Consider the following 21,726-nt stretch of genomic DNA (forward strand, 5'->3'; position numbering starts at 1 on the left):
ATGTCCGTTCGGCATCGAGCGAGCCGACACGGGGATCGGACGGATGCACGACCGGATCAAACAGCGCACCCATTGGGCGGTGACGCACGGGATGGCCCGTGCGTACCTCAAAGTGCTTGCCCGACGCGGTGAACCCGTAGCGCAGCTGGGAATCGACACGTCCCAGGCCGCAGGCATCTACGCAATCATCGACAAGATCCGTGGCCGCGGGAGGATGTCGCAGGCAGGCGATGGCTGGATCACCGCGGATGCGCAGATCGTCCGAACGATCTTCCGCGACAACCGGTTCGTCACCTTCAAACCCGAACACCGGTCGTCCTCACCGATCATTCAGCGCTTGGCGGCGTGGAGCGACCCGCAGCTGCTCAATCCCGCCGAACCGCCGTCCATTCTGATCACCGATCCACCCGACCACGGGCGGCTGCGACGCCTCGTCGCCGCGCCGTTCACCCCACGCGCCATCGAAGCTCTGCGCGGACGCATCCAGGACGTGACGAACGGCCATCTGGACGCGCTGGAACAGCATCCGCACCCGGACCTGATCCCCGATTTCACCGCGAAGATCCCCATCGCCGTGATCGGCGAGATGATCGCCGTGCCGCCGCAGGATTACTCACTGCTCTATACCGCGATGAATCGAGCGATCCAGCTGATCGCGACCACCGCCCCGTCATGGCGCCAATATCAAGACGGCACAGCGGCTTTACGGGAAATAGACGAATACCTTGAGAAACACGTCGCCCGTCTGCGCCGTGAAGGCACCGAAAGCGAGCTGGCCACAGGACTTCTCGACAGCGATCTGAGTCACTTCGAGCTCAAGATGTTCTTCGCAGTGTTCCTGGGCGCGGGATTCGTCACCACCACACATCTGATGGGCAAGGCTATCCTCGCGCTGCTTCGCCACCCCGAGCAGCTGGCGGCGCTGCGTGCCGATCCGAGCCTGTGGCCCAACGCCGTCGAGGAACTCATGCGCTACGACACCTCGAACCAGTGGTCGGCCCGCGTCGCCACCGAAACCGTCGAAATCGAAGGACACACCATCGAGGCCGGCCAGTCGGCGCTGCTACTCCTCGGCGGAGCCAACCGCGACCCTGCCGTGTTCGAGAACCCCGACGTCTTCGACATCACCCGGTCCAACGCGCGCGAAAACATCACGCTGGGCACCGGAATTCACGTGTGCCTGGGCCAGGTGCTGGCACGCGTCGAGCTGCATACCGCGCTGCAATCGCTGTTCGAACGCTTCCCAGGGTTAGCGCTGGCCGGTGAGCCGGAGTACTTCGACGGGATGGGTATTCACGGGCTGCGCAGCCTGCCCGTGACGCTGGGACGTTAGCCGCAGGCGGCGACGCCCTTGAAAGCCAGCACCCGGCGCACCGAGGCGTTGATCGCGTCGCCGTTCAGTTCGCCTGCGTTGTAGGCCGATTCGAGGCGATCCAGGACTGAGCCAACCTTTTCGGTGCTCACCCAGAGCGCCCAGTCGACACCGGCCTTGATCGACTTGAGCACCGCCTCCTCGATCGGGAAACGGTCGGTGATGGCGGCCATCGAGGACAGGTCATCGGTGAAGATCACTCCGTCATAGGCAGGCGCCCCGTAGCCGGTTCCCTTGCGCAGCAGGTCGACTGCGGCCGGACTCAGACTAGATGGGTCGTCGCCGGTCAGTCCGGGCACCTGCATGTGGCCGATCATCACGGCGGCACCGCTGGTCACCAGCGAGCGATACGGCACCAAATCGTTGTCCTTCAGCTGCTCCAGCGGCGGGGTTACCACGCCGTTGGTGTGCGAGTCACCCGACGCGTGGCCATGGCCCGGAAAGTGCTTCACCACAGCGCGCACACCACTGGCCTGATATCCCCGCACCGCTGCCTCGGCGTACTCGGCGACCTTCTGCGGGTCGCCGCTGTACGAGCGGTCCCCGATGGCGCCGTCCGGGTCGCCGTCGGTCACGTCGGCATCGGGTGCGAAGTCGATAGTGATGCCGAGGTCCTTCATCTTCTGACCGCGCTCCTGGCTGAGCGCCTGCACCTGTTCGGGAGTCTGCGTGGCGGCCAGTTCCCGCGCGGACGGGGACGGACCGATGAGGTCCTTGAGGCGAGACACCCGCCCGCCCTCCTCATCGACGCTCACCGCTGCCGGGATCGGACCGGCGGTGACGACGTCGTGCAGGGAGCCGTCAGTCAGCATCTCCTTCTTGGTCCAGCTGCCGACGAAGATGCCGCCAACGTGATGGTCTCGCACCAGCGCACGGGCGTCATCGGCGTCCTTGACGCCCACCATGAGCAGCTGCGCCAGCCTGTCACGGGTACTCAGGCAGGCCAGGTCAGCGGCGGGCGCTGCGGTGGCGGGGGCCTTTCCCGAAGACGACGGCGAGGGTTCCTTGGACGGCTCCGAGGTATTGCCGCCGCAGGCGGACAGCGCCACCACAACGAGACCGGTCAGTACTGCCCCTGCACGCATTCTCATGAGGCCATCGTGTCATGCGCCGGTGTCCAGCCGGGCCAGCCGGTCGCCGAGGTAGCCACGGAACACCTCATTGTCCGTGGATACCAACGCTTTTCGGTAGGCCTCGGCGGCTTCCCGATTCCGGCCGAGTCGGGTGAGCAGATCGGCGCGCGCGGCGTGCAACGGGTAATACGCGTCGAGGTCCTCCCGCAACGGCTCGATGGCATCCAGTCCAGCCTGCGGGCCGTCGCGCTCACCAACGGCCACCGCGCGATTGAGCGCGACCACGGTAGTGGGGGTGAACGCCGTCAGCTGGTCGTATAGCGCGACGATCTGGCTCCAGTCGGTTTGTGCTGCCGTGGGCGCATCGTCATGCACGGCATTGATGGCGGCCTGGATCTGATACGGCCCGGGGGCGTTGCGTCTCAGGCAACGCCGCACCAGCTGGTGCCCCTCGTCGATCATCTCGCGGTCCCATCGGGTGCGGTCCTGATCGGCGAGCAACACCAGCGCCCCACTGGCATCGGTACGGGCGCGACGGCGCGCCTCGGTGAGCAACACCAATGCCAGGAGCCCCAGCACCTCGGGCTCGTCGGGCATGAGATCGGCCAGCACCCGCGCCAGTCTGATCGCCTCGGCGGATAGGTCCGTACGGGTGAGCGTCGCACCCGAGGACGCCGCGTAGCCCTCGTTGTAGACGAGGTACAGCGCGGCCAGCACCGACGACAACCGGTCCGGTAGATCGTGGTCCCCCGGCACCCGGTACGGGATACCTGCCGACGCGATCTTCTTCTTGGCGCGCGTGATGCGCGCGGCCATGGTCGATTCGGATACCAGATATGCATTGGCGATTTCAGGGGTGGTGAGTCCGCCAAGCAGGCGCAACGTGAGCGCGACCTGGGCCTCCTGGGACAAGGCCGGGTGACAGCACGTGAAGATGAGCCGCAGGCGATCATCCCGCACCGCACCCACCTCCTGCGGTTCCGGCCGCTCCTCCTGCAGAGCGGTTGCCTCTCTGGATAACTCGTCGCGTCGCTGGTCTCGCCGCAATTTGTCGACGCCGCGGTTGCGGGCCGTGGTGGTGATCCACGCACCCGGATTGGGCGGAATACCGTCTCCTGGCCATTTCGCGATGGCCACCTCGAACGCCTCCTGTACGGCGTCCTCGGCGAGGTCGATGCTGCCGAAGTAGCGAATCAAGGTTGCCACGGTGCGGCCGTACTCCTCGCGGAAGATGCGGCCGATCTCGTCGTGCGCCACGGGTCAATGGTGCCTCTCCGGTGTCGGGTGTCCTACAGACACCACGAACGAGCCGCGCGGAAATCGACAGCGCGCCACAATTGCCCCATGGCCTACGACGAAGACCTGGTAGAGCGCATCCGTGAAGTGATCGCCACAACCAAGGGCGTCACCGAGAAACGGATGTTCGGCGGCCTGGCGTTTCTGGTCGACGGGCACATGACCGTCGCCGCGAAACGCGAAGGCGGCCTGCTGGCGCGTTGCGATCCCACGGAGACCGAGGCTCTGGTGACCAAGACTCATGTCAGCCGGATGGTGATGGGTGGGCGCGAGATGGACGGCTGGCTGAGCATCGACGCCGAGGGCGTGCGCACCAAGCGGCAGCTGGAGCCGTGGGCGAAGCGCGCCCTGCTCTACGCCGGCTCACTGCCACCCAAATAGCCCGCGGCGGCCACTATCCGCCGCGCAGCACCATCAGCTTCTGCATATCCGCCAGGCCCTGCTCCTGTGCCTGCCCAAGGAACGTCGGCAATGGGGCCTGCACTTCGGGTAGTACTTCGTTGTCGATGAGGCCTTGCAGCTCGGCCTCCTTACCGCCGCGGCCTGCTTGGTTCTCGATTTCTTGCTGCCCGGAAAGCGTTGAATAATCGTAGAATTCGCGATCCGACGGCCGCGTACTATCGACCTGCATGCCGCCGGGTTTCCAATACGAGTAGTTGGCCAGCTTGGCTTCCGCGGTGCGGACCGCCACGATGTGGCTGGGCGCCGAGGTGGGAATCTCGCTGGGTGGCGCGATCTCACCCATCAACTTCTGCGTGTGTGGAGATTTCATGAGCGTGGTCATCTCCTCCACCGACATGTCATCGGTGACGTGTGCAATCCACTTGCGTCCCGCCACATTGTTTTTGGCGATGTTGGCGATATCGGCGCGGGCAGCCAGGTACGAGAAACGCGGATCGGTACGCCACCCGTTGCCGCCGGACCCGATGGTCAGCAGCAGCGGAGCCAGGTCGACGCTGGAGGTCAGCTGCGTGCGCGTATCCCCCGCCTTCGGGGTGAGCACCCCGTGCGGATCGCGGATGTACAGGGGAACCCGGATCGACTCCTCGTAGGCGGTGGCCCCCTTGCCGCGCAACCCGTGTGAGCCCCCGTATTCGCCGTGATCGGAGGTGAAGACGACCACCGTGTTGCGGTCAACGTCCGGACGCGATGCCAGCTTCTCGAGAACCCGGCCGATCTGAGCGTCCACCTGCTGTTGCAGCCACAGGTACATGTCCAGGCAGCGGGCCCATTGGCGGGCCATGTCCGGACCCGAATAGGGCACCGCGCCGGTCATGATCGGCGACATGAAATTGGCGTAGTCGATCTGCAGCTGCGGCTTGCGATGCTGACGCAGCTCATCGGGCGTCTGAAAATTGGCGGGGACGTTATCGAACCAGTGCGGAACATCTTCCGGAAGAGGGTTTCTCGGCCACCAGCAGATGTCGTGCGGATTGACCAGTGACACCGTGGTGCACCAGGGCCCCTTGCCCGCTTCGGCGTCGAACCACCCTGTGAACTGATCGACTATCCCCGGGTCCTTCTGCAATCCCTGGTTGGGAGCCCCATTGGGCGAGGGGAAGGTTCCACCCGAGAAACCGTGTGCGTCAAGACCTTCAGGATTGGTGTCGCTCCAGTCTCCCAGGTGCCACTTACCCCACCACCAGGTGCGGTAACCCTGCTGGCGCAGCATGGTGCCCCAGGTGGGGAACTGTGGAGCCAGGCTCGATTCACTGGGCCCTTCGCCGGTGAACAGGCAGCCGGTCTGGTGTGAGTACAGCCCGGTCGTCATGACTCCTCGCGATGGGGTGCACATGTTCGACGCGGTGTAGTGCGATGCGAAAGTAACGCTTTCCCTTTGCAATCGGCTAAGGCTCGGCAGGAGGTTGGTGAGTTTCTGGATATCGGGGAACCACTGCGGGGCCCGCATCTGATCCACGATGATCACCAGGATGTTCGGCTTGTTGCCACCCGCCGCCGTCGAATCAGTACGCCCCGGCTTGCGGAGCAGTTCATATCCCCCGAAGCCTACGGCGGCGGCACCCGCCGCGACTGCCCCGGTAGTAAGCACGGTCCTGCGGTTGAGCTCGGCCATGGATCCAACGTAACCGCAATTCCTGGCAATGAACGCTGAAGAACCCTGCCAGTTTTGGGTACGACGCGCTACGGCTGCGCGGGAGCGGCCGGCGCCGACGGCGGCGGGCCCGCCGGAGCCGTAGTCACGGGGGCGCCGGGAACAGCATTCGAGCTATGCGGTGGCGCAAGGGGCGCCGGTGCAGGAGCAGGAGCAGGTGCCGGTGCAGGAGCGGGGACAGCGGGAGGCTGGGTGCCCATGATCTCGATCTCGCTCACCGAGACCAGGCCGTTGAACGCGTCCTGCCGTTGGCCGCTCTTGTTCACGATCGACACCCCGGGTTCGGTGGCCTCGATGACCATGGTCACCGAATCAGTCACCACATTCACCTTGATACTCGCCAGCGCACGACTCACCGGAACCTGCTGCTTGACCGAGCTGCCATCGCTGAATTCCCAACGCACCCGGGTGATCTTGCGGTTCTGAGCGAAGCGGTCCGATCCGTCGATATCGGTCTTGGCGTATCCGGGGATCAATCCCACCGAGGTGATGAGTGTTGGATGATCGAACTTGGCCGTGATCGACTGCCCGTCTTGTTCCTTCCACTGGCACCGCCACGCGGTGAGTGGGTCGTTGTCGAACGCCTTGGCGGGGTCGTAGACGTATTTCACCCCGTTGCTGTCGGTGCCGTCCTCGGCCTGAACGCAATTAGTGGACACATCCACCGGCTTAACGACACTCGAGGGCGCCGCAGGTGGCGCCGTGGTGGCGGTCGCCGCGGCGCTGCTGGTGGTCTTCGGGTCATTCGGCGGCAGCATTCCGTGCGTCTGCTGCTGGGTGGATCCATCGCCACGCACCGCCATGTATCCGACGTAGCCGAGGCCGACGATCACGAGCAGACCGGCAAGCATCGCGAAGGCCATGATGATCCCGCGATGCGATCGCGCATTGGGGTCACGCCACGGATCGGAGAACTGCACCTGCGCGGCCAGCGCGGGCGGGCACGCGGGCAACTGCGCCAGGGCCTCACGCAGATCGGGGCGTGTGTGCCACAGCCGCAGCAGTTGATCCTGAGGTAGCGCCGGGTTGTGCGCGGCGGCGAACTCCGCGTCGTAGTCCGGCGCCGGTCCGTAGTTATATGGACCGGTCATGGGCGGCCATTATTCCGCACGAAGAGCCGTCGGGGGCCACAGGTAGCCACCCGCCATGCCGGTCCGTTCACGGTTCTCCATGTTCCGTACTCGCCCCCATCGAGTATCCGCAGGCCCGCTGCGTGGTCCGCCAGAGAATCGCGACCATCTTCGGACGTGCTACTTTGGCCGCTGGTATCTGCATGACCCAGAGGAGCTCCGATGACCAGATTTGTGGTGCCAGCCGCCGCGAGCGTGCTGATCGGTCTGCTGCTGGGCGCTGCGGCCGTCTTTGGCCTGACGCTGTCGGTTGAACAGGACAAGAAGCCCGTCGTGACTGGTATCGATCCGTCGACGGCAATCCTCAACCGTCCCGATTACGGCAACCGGAGCTGACATCGCGCGGCTCCCGGCAGCGCCGCGCCGCATTTCCTGAACCGTGACGCACCGCCTTGACTCTTCCCCGCTGAGCCTGCGGTGGCTCGCGGTCGCATCGGTACTCGCCCTACTGCTGACCTTCGCCCAATCACCCGGACAGATATCACCGGATACCAAGCTGGACCTGGCGATCAATCCGCTGCGGTTCGCCGCGCGGGCCCTGAACCTGTGGAGCAGCGATCTGCCGTTCGGGCAGGCACAGAACCAGGCCTACGGATACCTCTTTCCCCACGGCGCTTTCTTCTCGATGGGTCACCTGCTCGGGGTGCCGGCCTGGGTGACGCAACGGCTGTGGTGGGCGCTGCTCATCGTGGCCGGGTTCTGGGGTGTCATCCGGGTCGCCGAGGCGCTGGGTATCGGTACCCGAGGCTCCCGGCTCATCGCGGCGACCGCCTTTGCGCTGTCCCCCCGGGTGCTGACGACCCTGGGCGCCATCTCGTCGGAAACGCTGCCCATGATGCTGGCCCCGTGGGTGCTGTTGCCGGTCATCCTGGTCTTCCAGGGTCGGATGTCTCCACGCCGGGCCGCGGCATTGTCGGCCCTCGCGGTCGCATTGATGGGTGCCGTCAACGCCGTCGCCACCGCCCTGGCCTGCGGGGTGGCCTTCATCTGGTGGCTGGCCCACAGGCCGAACCGCACGTGGTGGCGATTCACGGCATGGTGGATTCCCTGTCTGGCGCTGGCCACCACATGGTGGATCGCTGCCCTGCTCATCTTCGGCAAGATCAGCCCGCGGTTCCTGGACTTCATCGAATCCTCCGGTGTCACCACGCAGTGGACCTCGCTCACCGAGGTGCTGCGCGGAACCGACAGCTGGACCCCGTTCGTGGCCCCGACCGCGACGGCGGGGTCCTCACTGGTCACCCAGTCGGCCATGGTCATAGCCACCGCGATGATCGCCGCCGCCGGCATGGCGGGGTTGGCCATGCGGGGTATGCCGGCTCGCGGACGGCTGGTCGCGATACTTCTGGTGGGCCTGGTGCTGCTGACGGCCGGATACACCGGAGCACTCGGATCGCCTGTGGGCCAGCAGATTCAATTCTTCTTGGACGACAGCGGCACGCCGCTGCGCAATGTGCACAAGCTCGAGCCGCTGATTCGTCTACCACTGATCCTTGGCCTGGCGCACGCGTTATCGCGGATACCGCTGCCCGGGAGCGTGCCCATGCGGGAGTGGCTCGCCGCGCTGGCACGCCCGGAGCGCAATCGGGCCGTTGCTTTGGGGATCGCCGTGTTCGTGGCACTCGCCGCGAGCACTTCGCTTGCCTGGACAGGCCGGCTGGTGCCCCGCGGCGGCTTCGATGCCATCCCCGGCTACTGGCAGGACACGGCGCACTGGCTGGCGGATCATGATGACGGCGGACGGGCACTCGTGGTACCGGGAGCCCCGTTCGCAATCCAGACCTGGGGCCTCACCCGCGACGAACCCCTGCAGGCTCTGGGTCAAACTCCTTGGGGTGTACGCGATTCCATCCCGTTGACACCACCGGAAACTATTCGTGCCATCGACTCCGTGCAGCAGCTGTTCGCCGCCGGCCGTCCCTCGGACGGGCTGGCCGACACGTTGGAGCAGCAGGGCATCTCGTACCTTGTGGTGCGCAACGACCTCGATCCCGATACGTCCCGTTCCGCCCGCCCGATCCTGGTGCACCACACCATTGAAGGATCCCCCGGACTGACCAAGGTCGCCCAGTTCGGGGACCCCGTCGGGGCCGGGACGGTGGAGGGCTTTGTCTCCGACAGCGACCTACGCCCAAAGTATCCGGCGGTCGAGATCTATGCGGTGGGTCGGCAAAAAGCCTACGGAGAACCGTATTTCACGGACATCGACAGCATGCCCCGGGTAGCGGGCGGACCCGAGGCCCTGCTGCGCCTGGGCGAGCGGCGCCGCCAGCTGAACCAGCCACCGCTGGGCCCGTCCCTGTTGGCCACCGACGCCGCGCAGGCGGGTTTGCGTCCCGGGCCCGCGATGGTCACCGACACTCCGCTGGCTCGCGAGACCGACTACGGGCGTGTGGACGACCATTCCTCGGCCATCCGCGCACCCGGGGACAAACGCCGCACCTTCAACCGGGTGCCCGACTACCCCGCCACCGGGGTTCCCCTCGTCAACGGAAGCTGGACCGGCGGAACCATCACCGCGTCCAGTTCTGCCTCGGATTCCACGGCGCTGCCCAATGTGGCACCCGGCACCAGCACTGCGGCCGTCATCGACCGCGACAACGCGACAAGCTGGGTCAGCAGCTCACTGGAAGCCGCTCTTGGACAATGGATCCGAGTAGACTTGGATCGGCCGATCACCAACGCGATCCTGACCGTGACACCGAGCGCCACCGCACTGGGAGCGCAGGTGCGGCGGCTGGAGGTCGAGACCGACAACGGCACCACATCGGTGCGGTTCGATGAGCCGGGTAAACCCCTGGACATCGCGCTGCGGCCGGGGGAAACCAACTGGATCAAGGTGACGGCCACCGGTACCGAAGACGGCACCTCGGGTGTGCAGTTCGGGATCACCGAGCTGTCCCTCACTCAATACGATGCCGCCGGATACGCCCATTCCGTCGATTTACGCCACAGCGCAATCATTCCCGCGCCGCCCGCGGGAGCAGCGGTGCTCGGCTGGGACCTGGGATCACCGCTGGAGGGGCGGCCCGGCTGCATGCCGTCACCGGCAAGACTGCGCTGCGCGGGGACGCTCTCGCTCTCTCCCGAGGAGCCAGGCACCTTCATCCGGACATTGACTGTGCCCCATCCTGTTTCGCTTACGCCGTCGCTCTGGGTACGGGCTCGCTCCGGGCCGCAGCTGCGCGATTTGATCACGCAGCCCGGTACCACCACGGCCTCCGGCAGTGCCGACCTGATTGACCTGCGGGGCTCGTCCTATGCGGCCACCGACGGCGATCCGGGCACCGCCTGGACGGCACCACAGAACTCGGTACTTCGCGAGCACCTCCCCTCTCTGGTGATCAAACTTCCCAAACCCGTCGCCGTCGGTGGTATTCGATTGCGCCCCAGTAGCACCGAGGTCCCCGCACACCCCAAGCAAGTAGCGATCGATCTCGGGGATGGTCCGCAGGTGCGTTCCATCGATCCCAAGGCCGACACCTCCACGCTGTCTCTGCATCCGCGCGTCACCGACACCATCACCGTCACGGTGATGAACTGGACCGACATCATCGACCGGACCGCGCTCGGAACCGATCAGAACAAACCACCCGGTATCGCCGAGCTCGTCGCACTGGACACCAGCGGCCGGCCGGTCGCTCCCGCCGACGCAAACACCAACGACAACCGTGTGATCAAAATCGGGTGCGCTGATGGACCGGTGCTGGCTCTTGCCGGGCGCTTCATCCCCATGTCCATCACCACCACCGTGCGGAAACTATTGGACGGCAGTGCCATCCAGGCCACACCGTGCGATACGACACCCATCGAAACGGGCGCGGGGCCTCAGGACGTCACCGTCAACCCACGCCAGCAGTTCATCGTCGACGGTGTCCAGCTCACCGCACCGGGCACGACACCGTCCGCCGCCACCGTGACAGCGGCAGTCAAGGGCAGATGGGACGCGGCGCGACGCGAGGTCTCCGCGGATCCGGCCCCACAGGACCGGGTGCTCGTGGTCCCAGAAAGCATCAACCCCGGGTGGACTGCCCGCGACGGGCAAGGACACGCGCTCAAGCCGATACGGGTGAACGGGTGGCAGCAGGGCTGGATGCTTCCGGCCGGCGCCGGCGGCCCCATCACGCTGACCTTCGGCCTCGACACCTGGTACCGCACGGGACTCTTCGGCGGACTGGCGCTGCTTCCCATCCTTGCGCTGCTTGCCCTCATCCCGGTGCGGCGAAAAACCACGCTGCCACAGGTGATCCCCTGGGGCTCCGGCCCGGTCACCGGTGTCGCGGTGCTGGCCGCCCTCACCGCCATCAGCGGCATCACCGGAACCGTAGTGGGCCTGGCCGCACTGGCGCTCAAGGTAGGAACACGCTGGCCGCTCCGCGCGCTCACGGCGGCAGGCGCATATATATCGGGCGGCGCGCTTCTCCTGGCCGGGGCGGCTCTCTCACGACATCCGTGGCGATCGGTGGGCGGCTACACCGGCCACTCGTGGTGGATTCAGTTGTTGGCGCTGATCTCGGTGGCCACCGTGGCCCTCGCCGCGGTGCGACTCCCTGCCCGAAAACCAGCGCGCCGGTTCTGGAAGCGCCGTAATGCTTCACGTGACGGGGATTCCACCAGCGCGTAACTGACAGCGGCCATCGCGAAGCCAAAGATCAACGTCAGAATCAGCACCAGTGGGAAGTGACCGCTGAACGGAAAGCGACCGATCACGGTGAAGACCATGTTCAGCGCCGCCAGATGCCAGATGAACAGGCCATAGGACCACCGCCCGAGTGTCACCATCAGGGGGCTGCCCAGTATCCGGTGCGGCGTGCCCGGGGTGTCCAGTGTCAACGGCAGCAGCAGCGCCCAGGCCAGCGTCGCCCCCATCGCGATCTTGACGGCGTACTGATGCGGTGGTGCCTGCGTCAGGCCCTCCGGGCCGGCCAAGGGGGACGCGGCCACCGCGAATGCGACGAGGGCCACCAGGGCAAGCAGCACCCGTCGGCGCGCCAGGCGCAGCGTCCAGTCTGGTGGTGCGGCGCTCCACTCGGCCAGCAGCATGCCCGCCACGAACCATGAGAAAAAGGCCGGTGGCCATGTCAACGGATTGATGCCGACAGTGGTGTGAAAGGGGATGAACGCCCACCCGAAACTGGCGGCTCCGGCCACCACCAGTACCGGTGCACGCCAGCGCAGCGGTACCCGCCGCATGATGAGCGCGATGGCGGGCAGCGCGATGTAGAACGCGACCTCCACGGCGAGGCTCCACATCTGTGTCAGACCCGCCGTGAGTGTTAGCGGAACGTACAGCTGTGTGAGCGTCAGATTGGCGGCCCAGACCACCCAGTTGGCCCCCGCAGCGTCCGGCAGCAGCAACAGGATGACGAAGACGGCGGCCAGGTAGGCCGGGACGATACGGACGAACCGCGACGCGAAGTACCGCCCGGTCGACTGGGGTGCGGGCCCATCGTGTGCCGCCAGCGCGTGTGGCCGCCACAGCAGAAATCCCGATAGCGCGAAGAAGACTGCCACTGCCAGGTCAAAGCGGCCCAGAATGCGTCCGTCGACACCGCCATTGTGGCCGGTTTGGAATGCGGTGTGTGTGACGACGACCCCCATCGCGGCACAGGCGCGCATGCCCTCCAATGCCGGGACGAAGCCCCGGGCATGGACGGCCGGAGCCGATACGTGCGCTGCTGTCACCCCGCCGAGGGTACGGTTCTAAGTCGATCCGGCGGCGTTTGACCAGAACGAGACCGGTGAATCCGTAACATCGCCGAATGACCACCCGATGGCAGCGGCTGTTAGGGTCAGACAGATTTGCCCTGGGCATGCAGTGTCATCCGGCCACCGCCGGGACCAGGGTTACCGCACGTTAAGGAGGGTTCGGCGACTGTGAACCGCGGGGTCATGATGCGTATCGCAGCGTGCGGACTGCTGGGGCTCGGCTCGGCTCTTATCATCGCCGCGCTGTTACTCAGCACGTACACCAGCAACCGGCTTGCGAAGATTCCGCTCGACTGGGACGCCACTTTGGTGAGTGAGGGCAAGGGCCGCGCCCTGGACCCGGCGTCGCTGTCCGGACAGAAGTTCATCGCCGACCCGGATAAGCCGCTGGCACTGCAGGAGCAGATCAGCACGGTCAGCCCCGCCGATGCCACCAAGGTCGGCCTGCAGGCGGGCATCACCCTGCGACGGACCGACAAGCAGGGCGACGCCGGATTGATTCTGGCCACCGTCGACACCGTCACCGTCGATCGTCACTCCGCCGAGGCCATCTCCAGCGATGACAACCCCGGCGGCAGCGTGCAGAAGCCGCGCGCCATCGAGGACGAGACGCCCCCGACGACGATCGCGCTCAAGCACGAGGGATTGAGCTACCGGTTCCCCTTCGACACCGAGAAGAAGACCTACCAGTACTTCGACGTGGTCGCCCAGCGCGCCTTCGATGCCAACTACACCGGCGAAGAAGATGTCAACGGGCTCACCGCCTACCACTTCACCCAGAATGTCGGCTACGACGCCAACGGCAAGCTGGTGGAGCCCGTCTCTTACCCCTCGCTGTACGACAAGGACGAGGACTCGAAGGTGACGGCGCGCGCCGTGCAGTGGGGTGTGGAGGCCGAGCGCGAGGACGAAGAGATCACCATGACCCGTTACTACGCGGCACAGCGCGAGTTCTGGGTCGACCCGGTCAGCGGCATCATCGTCAAGAGCAAAGAGCATGCGCTGCACTACTACTCGCGTGACGCGCTCAAGCCCGAGGTTCCGATGGTCGACTACACCGTGCAGTCGAACGACGAAACCGTCGAGAAGCAGGTGAAGGCGGCCCGCGATACCCGCGACAGCCTTTCCATCTGGTCGAACATCCTGCCCATCACGTTCGCGGCCCTGGGCGTCGTGGCCCTCGTCGGCGGCGGCCTGCTGGGCTCGTTCAGCCTGCGGGCCGAGTCCGCACTGATCGATCCCGGTCTGGACACGGTAGATCACGGCTTCTTCGGCCGCCGGAGCCCGGAGAAACCCTCCGCCAGCGAGGCCGACACAGACAAGTTCCCGTCGCCTCGAAACCACCTCTAGCCGGGACGTCTTGCGCCGCACAGGCCTTATTGCGCCGCTGTACGCATTTGGCTTGGCGGCGGCGATTACCGCGCCACTTGCCGCACCCGGCTATCTGCTGATCCGCGACGCCGTCTCGACCCCGCGCTCGTACCTGACCGACGCGGCACTGGGGGTCGGTGAGGCAGCTCCGCGCGCCGTCCCGCAGGACTTCTTCATCGCCCTCGTGACAACGCTTGTCGACGGCGGAATTCTCGTCAAGATGCTTCTCGCAGTGGGTTTATGGCTTGCCGGCTGGGGTGCGGCGCGCCTGGTCGGCCACCTGGTTCCCACTGCAGGGATTCCCGGCGAGCTGGTAGCGGCCACTATCGCAATCTGGAATCCCTATGTGGCCGAACGACTTCTGCAAGGACACTGGAGCCTGCTGGTCGGCTACGGGTGCCTGCCGTGGGTTGCGCTGACGACAATCCGGCTGCGAACGGCATCCGGTATCGACACCTGGTGCACGCTGGCATTCTGGATCGCCTTGGCCGGATTGACGCCCACCGGAACGGTGCTCGCGCTGATCGTCGGGCTTGCGGCGGCACCGGGCCTACGGTCACGGCTAGGCGTACTGACGATCTCGCTACTGGCCGCGATGCCGTGGCTGGTGGCCTCGGGGCTGGGAACCGCCATACCTGCCGGGGACGAGGCGGGGGTCCATGCCTTCGCGGCACGCGCCGAGCCCGGGTTGGGCACGCTCGGAAGCCTGGCCTCACTGGGCGGTATGTGGAACGCGTCCGCGGTGCCTGCCTCACGCACGACACTGTTCGCGTTGGCCTTCTCGGCGGTGCTCCTGGCCGTGGTGGCCGTGGGCGCAGTGGTGCTGTGGCGCGCCCGGGCAGCGCTCGGGTTGCTCGGCATAGCCGTTGCGGCCGTGGCCATTCCGGCACTACTGGCAACGGGCCCGGGGTTGACGCTGACCACCTGGCTCATCACCGAAGTACCGGGGCTGGGCATTCTGCGTGACGGCCAGAAATGGGTGGCATTGGCGGTGCCGGGGTACGCGGTGGCCGGCGCAGCGGCCGTCACCGTGCTGCGTGAACGTTCCTCACAACTTGTGGCTTCCGGGCTAGCTTGCGCAGCACTGATATTCACACTTCCCGACCTGGCGTGGGGGGTGGGTGGCCGCGTCGAATCGGTGACCTATCCGGCCGGATGGGCTGCCGTCGCGGCCAGCATCAACGCCGAACCGCATCCGGTGGCGGTGCTGCCCGCGGAAACCGTGCGGCAGTTCCCCTGGACCCCCTCGTCGATCCCGGTACTGGATCCGTTCCCGCGCTGGATCCGCGGTGACACGGTGAGCAGTGGGGATCTACGCGTCGATGGGCGCGACGTACGCGGGGACGGCACCCGGGGACGCCATGTCGCCGAGCTGCTACGCACGGGAGCCGCACCGCGCGAGCTCGCGGCGCAGGGCATCGGCTGGGTGGTAGTGCAGTCGAAAACTACTGGTGAGCAAGGGGTTTCGTCAGCAACACTGACGCAGCTCGAGCCCGTCTACCGCGATGGCGACATCGCGCTTTATCGCGTACCCGGGCCGTGGGCACCCATCGGAGCTTCGCCGGGCCGGCGCGTCACCGTCATCGCGGCGCACCTGATATGGATAGCGCTGCTGGCGGCGGGCTGCGCCCCCGCGATCAGTTGGCTGCGTGGGCGACGGCACGCGCCGTGATCAAGCGGGGATTTCGACCTGCGGTGCCTCCACCGGTTCGTCACCGATAATCCCGGAAATCGGGACGCCGAGAATCGCGGCCTTGAGCACCGTCCACACACCGGATGCGCTGCGCTGCCACGACAGATCGGCGCAGCGAGCTCGTGCCGCCTCGCCCATTCGGTATCGAAGTTTGTTGTCCGCCAACAAAGTAGCGGTGTGCCGAACAAACTCGTCCTGATCGCGTGCCAACAGACCGGTGATGCCATCGGTGACCGAATCGGTGAGCCCGCCGGAGGAGCGGTAGCCGATCGTGGGTACGCCGTGCTGCGCGGCCTCGGTGACCGCCAGGCCCCAGCCCTCCTTGCGTGACGGCATCAGGTGCACCCAAGCGCGTTGCAGTACCCGATGCTTGGCCTCCTCGCCGAGGTAGCCGTGGAATGTCACCGAGTCGGAAATACCTAGCCGGGCCGCATGTTCCACCAATGGATCCATCCACCAGCCATCCCCGACGACATCGAGGTGCACATCGGACACGTGATCGCGCAGCAGCGCAAGGGTGGTCAGCGCATGCTCGATCTGCTTATGCGGCACCAGACGCGAGAGCACCACGACCCGAGGCGTTTCACTGCGCACGCCGTCCAGCGCGCCGATTACGGGCAGGCCCGGAATCTCATCGATACCGTTGCGTACCACCGCAATCCGCCCAGGCGCTACACCCAGCGACACCAGGTCCGATGCGGACGGTTGCGAGACCGTCAAATACTGGTTGCGCCGATGCATCCGCGGAGACAACCGCGATTCCAGCCACCAGCCCAGCCTGCCGATGAGCTGCCCGGCGACGGGCCACTGCTCACGGTGGCAATGATGCACGAGTACCACAACGGGCGCACTGACCACGGTGCTTGCGAAAAAGGGGATGCCATTCTGGGTGTCGATGACGACATCGGGCCGCACATCGCGCAATGCCCCCAGGCCCACGCGGCTGGCCAGCAGCGACAGCAGTGCCCGCGGATACACGGTGAAGCGCCCGCCACCGCGCGAGATGTGCACTCCGTTGACCACCTCGCGGCGGGGGGCGCCCGGGTAGGCGGCGCAGCGCAGCGTCACCTTCACGCCGGATGCGGCCAGTTCGGCACCGATGCGCTGTAGGTAGGTTTCGCTGCCGCCACCCTGCGGATGGTCGGTATCGCGCCAACACAACATGAGGACCTCCCGCGGGAGGCCCTGCTGATCTGACACTTCGCTGAACACCGCTATGCACCCTAGGCCGTTAGGGTGGGCCTCCAGAAATTCCGTCTCCCTTAATAAGGAGACCAAGCAGAACGAGAACCCGTGCCGGAAATCACCGACCTATTTGCCCAAAGGGCCACTCTGCGGCGTTCCGCCAGCTTATTGTCCTCTTTCCGCTTTGAGCAGAGTGCGCCGGAGAAGTTTTACGGCACGGTGGCACAGGACACAGTTCACCTGGTCGCCGACTTGTGGCGACAGGAGATGAACATCGGGCTGCAGGGCCGCACGGTGCTCGATGTCGGGGGCGGACCGGGCTACTTCGCCTCGGCCTTCGCCGACGCCGGAGCGCGGTACGTCGGCGTCGAACCAGACCCCCGTGAGATGCATGCGGCCCCCGAGGGAACCCCGGGCATCCACGACCCACGAGCGGCCTATCTGCGCGCGTCCGGCATGGCCCTACCGATAGCCGACGACAGCGTCGACATCTGCCTGTCCTCGAACGTCGCCGAGCATGTACCGGAGCCGTGGCGGCTCGGCGCGGAAATGCTGCGAGTCACCCGGCCGGGGGGACTGGCCGTCTTGTCCTACACCGTCTGGCTCGGTCCGTTCGGTGGTCACGAAATGGGATTGACGCATTACTTCGGCGGCGCCCGCGCCGCCCGGTGGTACACCCGCAAGCACGGCCATCCGCCCAAGAACAACTACGGGTCGTCACTTTTTCCGGTATCGGTGCGCGATGGTCTGGAATGGGCCCATGGGACGGGCGCGCTGGTCGCTGCTTTTCCCCGCTACCACCCAAAATGGGCATGGTGGATCACCAAAGTTCCCGCTGTGCGGGAGGTTCTGGTGAGCAATTTGGTGCTCGTGCTGCGCCCCCACTGAATCGGAAATTGCAACAGGTTCCACTTCCCCTGACTGCCCGGTAGTGTTGCGTACGTCACGCAACGAGGCGGACATGAAACGGAAGTCACGACACCTTGACTGAGCAGACAGCGACGCATGAGGACGTTGCACGCCCCGCCGAGTCACAGCGGGACCCGGAGACCTTGCGCGGAGCACTGGCCGATTGGATTTCGGGCCAATTGCCATCCGATGCCGCACTGAGCGTCGATCACGCGGAGCTGCCCAGCGCCAACGGCATGTCCAGCGAGACGATTCTGGCCGATGCGCAGTGGACCGAGAACGGTGAGCGCGCCGCCCATCGCCTGGTGATCAGAACGGCGCCGCAGCCCGATTCGAGCCCCGTATTTCCCACTTATGACATGCGCCGCCAGTTCGACGTGATGGACAAGCTCGGCCAGTACACCAGCGCCGTGGCGCCCCCGGTGCTCTGGTACTGCGACGACCCCTCAGTGCTCGGCGGAGAGTTCTTCGTCATGAAGCGCGTCGACGGGGAGGTCCCGCCCGACCGCATGCCCTACACGTTCGGATCCTGGGTGACCGAGGCCTCCGACGCCGACCGCCGCAAGATGCAGCGGCTCACCATCGACCAGATCGCCCGGGTTCACTCCGCCCCCGTCGAGGAGTTCGCGTTCCTCAACGACGCCCGCGAGGGCGAGACGGGCCTGGATGCCCATGTACGCCGGACCCGGGACCTGTATGAGTGGGTGCGCGGCGACGGCCCCGCCATCCCGCTTATCGATCGCGGATTCGAGTGGCTGCGGGCGAATTGGCCGACCGAATCTCTGCGCGCGGCCGACACGGTCAGCTGGGGAGATTCGCGCCCGGGAAACGTCATCTATCAGGACTTCGAGCCGGTGGCCCTGCTCGACTGGGAGATGGCCACCATCGGACCGCGCGAGCTCGATTTGGGATGGATCATTTTCCTGCACAGGTTCTTCCAGGACCTGGCCGAGATCGCCGGCCTGGCTGGGCTGCCCGGATTCTGCCGGCGCGAGGACATCGCCGCCGAGTACGCCGCCCTCACTGGGCACCACGCGAGCGATCTGGACTTCTACACCACCTATGCGGCGTTGCAACATGCCGTGATCATGGTCCGAATTCAAATGCGTGCCATGGCCTTTGGCATGGCCGAGATGCCGAATGACCCCGATGACCTGATCCTGCACAGGGTCACCCTGGAGAAAATGCTGGACGGAAAGTACTGGAGCGAGGTTTCCGCGTGAGCCTGTCTCCCTTCGACGATTACCCGATCCATCAGATCGCCGATGTGGTCCGCCATGTCGGCACGTCGGACCGAAACTTCTACGATCGCTACTACTTCGGCTGTCACGGAGGCCGCGCCGACCTGCCGTACCTGATCACCGGGCTGGGCGTCTACCCGAACCTGGGTGTCACCGACGCATTCGCATCGGTACGCAATGGCGAGGACACCGTGGTGTTCCGCGCGTCGCGCGCGCTCGGAGACGACCGCGCCGATCTGAAGGTCGGGCCGTATCGCATCGAGGTTGTCGAAGGTCTGAAGAAGGTGCGGGTGATCCTGGAGCCCGGCGACGACTACGACCTCGCCTTCGATATCACCTACACCGGCGAGATACCGGCCTCCCTGGAGCCGGGTCATTACCAGCGCCAGCTCGGCCGTGTCATGTTCGATACCTCGCGATTTGCCCAAACCGGCACCTGGGCAGGCCAATTGACGGTCGACGGCACCACCCACGAACTCGATGGCGTCAACTGGTCGGGCAACCGGGATCGCTCTTGGGGCATCCGGCCAGTCGGCGAGGGCGAGCCCGCCGGGCGGCGTGCCACCCTGGCGGGCGGCTTCTTCTGGCTCTACAACGTGATCTCGTTCCCCGAATACTCGATTGTGTTCATCAACCAGGAGGACGAGCACGGCACCAAGGTGGTCAGCGGTGCACGCCGGGTGTGGCGCGATCCGGCGAAGGGGATCGAGGAACTCGGCCCCATCACGCACGACATCACCTTGGTTCCCGGCACTCGCGAGGCGAGTTCTGCGGTGATCACGTTGGGTGACATCACCATCACCGCCGAGATAGTGCTGCCGCACTACTTCGGCTTCGGTACCGGATACGGCCTGGATCCGGACTGGCGCCACGGCATGTGGCAGGGCGACCTCGTCGTGCAGGGCAAGCGGTACAAGACCGCGGAACTGGACGCCACGCTCAAACTGCTCTGCCCCGTCGACAATCTCGCGACGTTCCGCCTGGTCGAGAACGGCGTGGAGAACCACGGCAGTGGACTGTTCGAGTTCGGGCCCATAGGCCCACATAAACCCTCCGGCTTCACCGGATTCGTTGACACACATCAGGAAAGAGACAGCGATTCATGACGAATTACGACAAGCTCTTCATCGGCGGCGTATGGACCGAGCCGGCCACTGACCAGGTGATCGAGGTCATCTCGCCCGCTACCGGACAGAAGGTAGGCCAGTGTCCGCTGGCATCCCCCGCCGACGTCGAAGCCGCGGTAAGCGCTGCCCGCCGCGCCTTTGATGACGGCCCGTGGCCCAAGCTGACTCCGCACGAGCGCCAGGCGATATTGCAGAAGGCGGTTGCCGGGCTGGAGGCCCGCAAGGACGAGATCTGCAAGGCCATCGCCGACGAGACCGGCGCTCCCCCTATGGTTATCGAAACATTGCAATGGTTGGGCGGCTTCGGTGCCATCCAGTACTACGCCAATGCGGCGGACGCGGTGAAGTGGAAGGAACTGCGCAACGGCGCCTACGGCCAAACGGTGGTAACCCGGGAGCCTGCCGGCGTGGTAGCCGCCATCGCGGCCTGGAATGTGCCACTGTTTCTGGCGCTCAACAAGATCGGCCCGGCGTTCCTCGCCGGGTGCACGGTTGTGCTCAAGCCCGCTGCCGAGACTCCGCTGTCAAGCTTCATCCTCGCTGAGGTGTTCGCCGACGCGGGTGTTCCCGAGGGCGTGCTGTCGGTGGTACCCGGTGGGGCCGAAACCGGCCGGGCACTGACCAACAACCCCGGCGTCGATGTGTTCAGTTTCACCGGCAGCACCGTCGTCGGTAAGGAGATCGCCGAGATCGCCGCCAGGAACCTCAAGAAGGTCACCCTCGAGCTGGGCGGTAAGTCGGCCGCCATCGTGCTGGAGGATGCCGACCTGGCGTCGGCCTTGCCGATGCTGGTGTTCGCGGGCCTGATGAACGCGGGCCAGGGCTGCGTCAACCAGACCCGGGTGCTGGCACCACGATCACGGTACGACGAGGTTGTCGACGGCATTGTGGGGATGGTCTCGCTGATGGGCGTGGGCCTGCCCGACGATCCCGCCACACAGGTGGGCCCGCTGATCACCGAGAAGCAGCGCGCCCGTGTCGAGGGCTACATCGCCAAGGGCATCGAGGAGGGCGCTCGGCTTGCTTACGGTGGCAAGCGTCCTGAAGGTCTGGACGGCGGATACTTCGTCCAGCCAACGATTTTCGCCGATGTCGACAACTCGATGACCATCGCGCAAGAGGAAATCTTCGGCCCCGTGCTGTCGATCATCGCCTACGACTCCGTGGACGAGGCCATCAAGATCGCCAACGACTCCAACTACGGTCTGGCCGGCAGCGTGTGGACCACCGATGTGCCCAAGGGCCTGGAGGTCGCCGCGCAGATCCGCACCGGCACCTACGGCATCAACTGGTACGCCTTCGACCCCAGCTGCCCGTTCGGCGGCTACAAGCAGTCCGGCATCGGCCGGGAGAACGGGCCCGAGGGCATCGAGGAGTACTGCGAGCTCAAGAGCGTGCTGCTGCCGATGGGCTACACCCTCGACTCGATCTAGACCCCGACACGCCGTCTCCTGGCGGATACGTCTCGCACAAGTTCGCCACGAGACGGCGTGTCGCTGGATAGGTT

General features: G+C 65.8%; 14 protein-coding genes and 2 pseudogenes. 10 read left to right on the forward strand and 6 right to left on the reverse strand.

What is annotated here, in order from left to right; genetic code table 11:
- The first annotated feature begins 43 nt into the window (after nt 1-43).
- Nucleotides 44-1,333, forward strand: coding sequence for a cytochrome P450 (locus RHO23_RS19200; protein WP_064409863.1), 1,290 nt, complete (start codon nt 44-46; stop codon nt 1,331-1,333).
- Here RHO23_RS19200 and RHO23_RS19205 read toward each other — a convergent pair.
- Nucleotides 1,330-2,457 carry a glycoside hydrolase family 3 N-terminal domain-containing protein gene (locus RHO23_RS19205; RefSeq protein ID WP_064409864.1) on the reverse strand — a complete coding sequence of 376 codons (1,128 nt, stop codon included), beginning with the start codon at nt 2,455-2,457 and terminating at the stop codon, nt 1,330-1,332. The two genes, RHO23_RS19200 and RHO23_RS19205, sit on opposite strands and share 4 nt — an antisense overlap.
- Nucleotides 2,458-2,475: 18 nt before the next feature.
- Entirely contained in the window at nt 2,476-3,702 is a 1,227-nt protein-coding gene (locus RHO23_RS19210; protein WP_070922306.1) for an RNA polymerase sigma factor, read from the reverse strand.
- A gap of 87 nt (nt 3,703-3,789) precedes the next feature.
- Between RHO23_RS19210 and RHO23_RS19215 the strand changes: the two genes are divergently transcribed.
- Nucleotides 3,790-4,122 (forward strand): TfoX/Sxy family protein, encoded by a 333-nt coding sequence (locus RHO23_RS19215; protein ID WP_070922307.1) that lies wholly within the window; start codon nt 3,790-3,792, stop codon nt 4,120-4,122.
- 13 nt (nt 4,123-4,135) lie between these two features.
- On the opposite strand, the gene RHO23_RS19220 is transcribed toward RHO23_RS19215, so the two are convergent.
- Both RHO23_RS19220 and RHO23_RS19225 read right to left on the reverse strand, forming a co-directional pair.
- Nucleotides 4,136-5,815, reverse strand: a complete 1,680-nt coding sequence (locus RHO23_RS19220) for a sulfatase-like hydrolase/transferase (protein WP_070922308.1) — start codon at nt 5,813-5,815, stop codon at nt 4,136-4,138.
- A 68-nt stretch (nt 5,816-5,883) separates the two neighbouring features.
- Complete coding sequence (locus tag RHO23_RS19225) at nt 5,884-6,945, reverse strand: NADase-type glycan-binding domain-containing protein (protein WP_423488210.1); 1,062 nt, start codon at nt 6,943-6,945, stop codon at nt 5,884-5,886.
- A gap of 201 nt (nt 6,946-7,146) precedes the next feature.
- Here RHO23_RS19225 and RHO23_RS19230 point away from each other — a divergent pair, with 201 nt between their 5' ends.
- Together RHO23_RS19230 and RHO23_RS19235 are read left to right on the forward strand one after the other, a co-directional pair.
- Nucleotides 7,147-7,320, forward strand: coding sequence for a DUF2613 domain-containing protein (locus RHO23_RS19230; protein ID WP_005063958.1), 174 nt, complete (start codon nt 7,147-7,149; stop codon nt 7,318-7,320).
- Nucleotides 7,321-7,363: 43 nt separating this feature from the next.
- Nucleotides 7,364-11,608 carry a DUF3367 domain-containing protein gene (locus RHO23_RS19235; protein WP_423488211.1) on the forward strand — a complete coding sequence of 1,415 codons (4,245 nt, stop codon included), beginning with the start codon at nt 7,364-7,366 and terminating at the stop codon, nt 11,606-11,608.
- Here RHO23_RS19235 and RHO23_RS19240 read toward each other — a convergent pair.
- Nucleotides 11,521-12,669: pseudogene (locus RHO23_RS19240) on the reverse strand (acyltransferase family protein); the annotation flags it as partial. The gene RHO23_RS19235 and the pseudogene RHO23_RS19240 sit on opposite strands and share 88 nt — an antisense overlap.
- A gap of 192 nt (nt 12,670-12,861) precedes the next feature.
- Here RHO23_RS19240 and RHO23_RS19245 point away from each other — a divergent pair.
- A complete protein-coding gene (locus RHO23_RS19245; protein ID WP_030097323.1) occupies nt 12,862-14,043 on the forward strand; it encodes a DUF3068 domain-containing protein in 1,182 nt (393 codons plus the stop codon).
- Nucleotides 14,044-14,095: 52 nt separating this feature from the next.
- Nucleotides 14,096-15,736, forward strand: a complete 1,641-nt coding sequence (locus tag RHO23_RS19250) for a hypothetical protein (RefSeq protein ID WP_423489261.1) — start codon at nt 14,096-14,098, stop codon at nt 15,734-15,736.
- Here RHO23_RS19250 and RHO23_RS19255 read toward each other — a convergent pair whose 3' ends face one another.
- Complete coding sequence (locus tag RHO23_RS19255) at nt 15,737-16,969, reverse strand: glycosyltransferase family 4 protein (protein WP_423488212.1); 1,233 nt, start codon at nt 16,967-16,969, stop codon at nt 15,737-15,739.
- A gap of 81 nt (nt 16,970-17,050) precedes the next feature.
- On the opposite strand from RHO23_RS19255, the gene RHO23_RS19260 reads away from it, so the two are divergent.
- The 4 genes and pseudogenes from RHO23_RS19260 (at nt 17,051) to RHO23_RS19275 (ending at nt 21,652) form a co-directional block, all read left to right on the forward strand.
- Entirely contained in the window at nt 17,051-17,830 is a 780-nt protein-coding gene (locus tag RHO23_RS19260) for a class I SAM-dependent methyltransferase (RefSeq protein WP_264920712.1), read from the forward strand.
- 43 nt (nt 17,831-17,873) lie between these two features.
- A pseudogene (locus RHO23_RS19265) lies at nt 17,874-19,074 on the forward strand (phosphotransferase family protein).
- Nucleotides 19,071-20,198 carry a hypothetical protein gene (locus RHO23_RS19270; protein WP_070922312.1) on the forward strand — a complete coding sequence of 376 codons (1,128 nt, stop codon included), beginning with the start codon at nt 19,071-19,073 and terminating at the stop codon, nt 20,196-20,198. The pseudogene RHO23_RS19265 and the gene RHO23_RS19270 overlap by 4 nt, the downstream one beginning before the upstream one ends.
- A complete protein-coding gene (locus RHO23_RS19275; protein WP_078284809.1) occupies nt 20,195-21,652 on the forward strand; it encodes an aldehyde dehydrogenase in 1,458 nt (485 codons plus the stop codon). The genes RHO23_RS19270 and RHO23_RS19275 overlap by 4 nt, the downstream gene beginning before the upstream one ends.
- Nucleotides 21,653-21,726 lie beyond the last annotated feature (74 nt).

This window comes from Mycobacteroides sp. PCS013, assembly GCF_049532645.1.
Taxonomy (GTDB): domain Bacteria; phylum Actinomycetota; class Actinomycetes; order Mycobacteriales; family Mycobacteriaceae; genus Mycobacterium; species Mycobacterium gwanakae.

What these genes read in the sequence shown, in the direction of transcription:
- RHO23_RS19225 (WP_423488210.1), bottom strand. Translation starts at nt 6,945, where the DNA reads ATGACCGGTCCATATAACTACGGACCGGCGCCGGACTACGACGCGGAG.
- RHO23_RS19275 (WP_078284809.1), top strand. Translation starts at nt 20,195, where the DNA reads ATGACGAATTACGACAAGCTCTTCATCGGCGGCGTATGGACCGAGCCG.
- RHO23_RS19215 (WP_070922307.1), top strand. Translation starts at nt 3,790, where the DNA reads ATGGCCTACGACGAAGACCTGGTAGAGCGCATCCGTGAAGTGATCGCC.
- RHO23_RS19200 (WP_064409863.1), top strand. Translation starts at nt 44, where the DNA reads ATGCACGACCGGATCAAACAGCGCACCCATTGGGCGGTGACGCACGGG.
- RHO23_RS19230 (WP_005063958.1), top strand. Translation starts at nt 7,147, where the DNA reads ATGACCAGATTTGTGGTGCCAGCCGCCGCGAGCGTGCTGATCGGTCTG.
- RHO23_RS19205 (WP_064409864.1), bottom strand. Translation starts at nt 2,457, where the DNA reads ATGCGTGCAGGGGCAGTACTGACCGGTCTCGTTGTGGTGGCGCTGTCC.
- RHO23_RS19220 (WP_070922308.1), bottom strand. Translation starts at nt 5,815, where the DNA reads ATGGCCGAGCTCAACCGCAGGACCGTGCTTACTACCGGGGCAGTCGCG.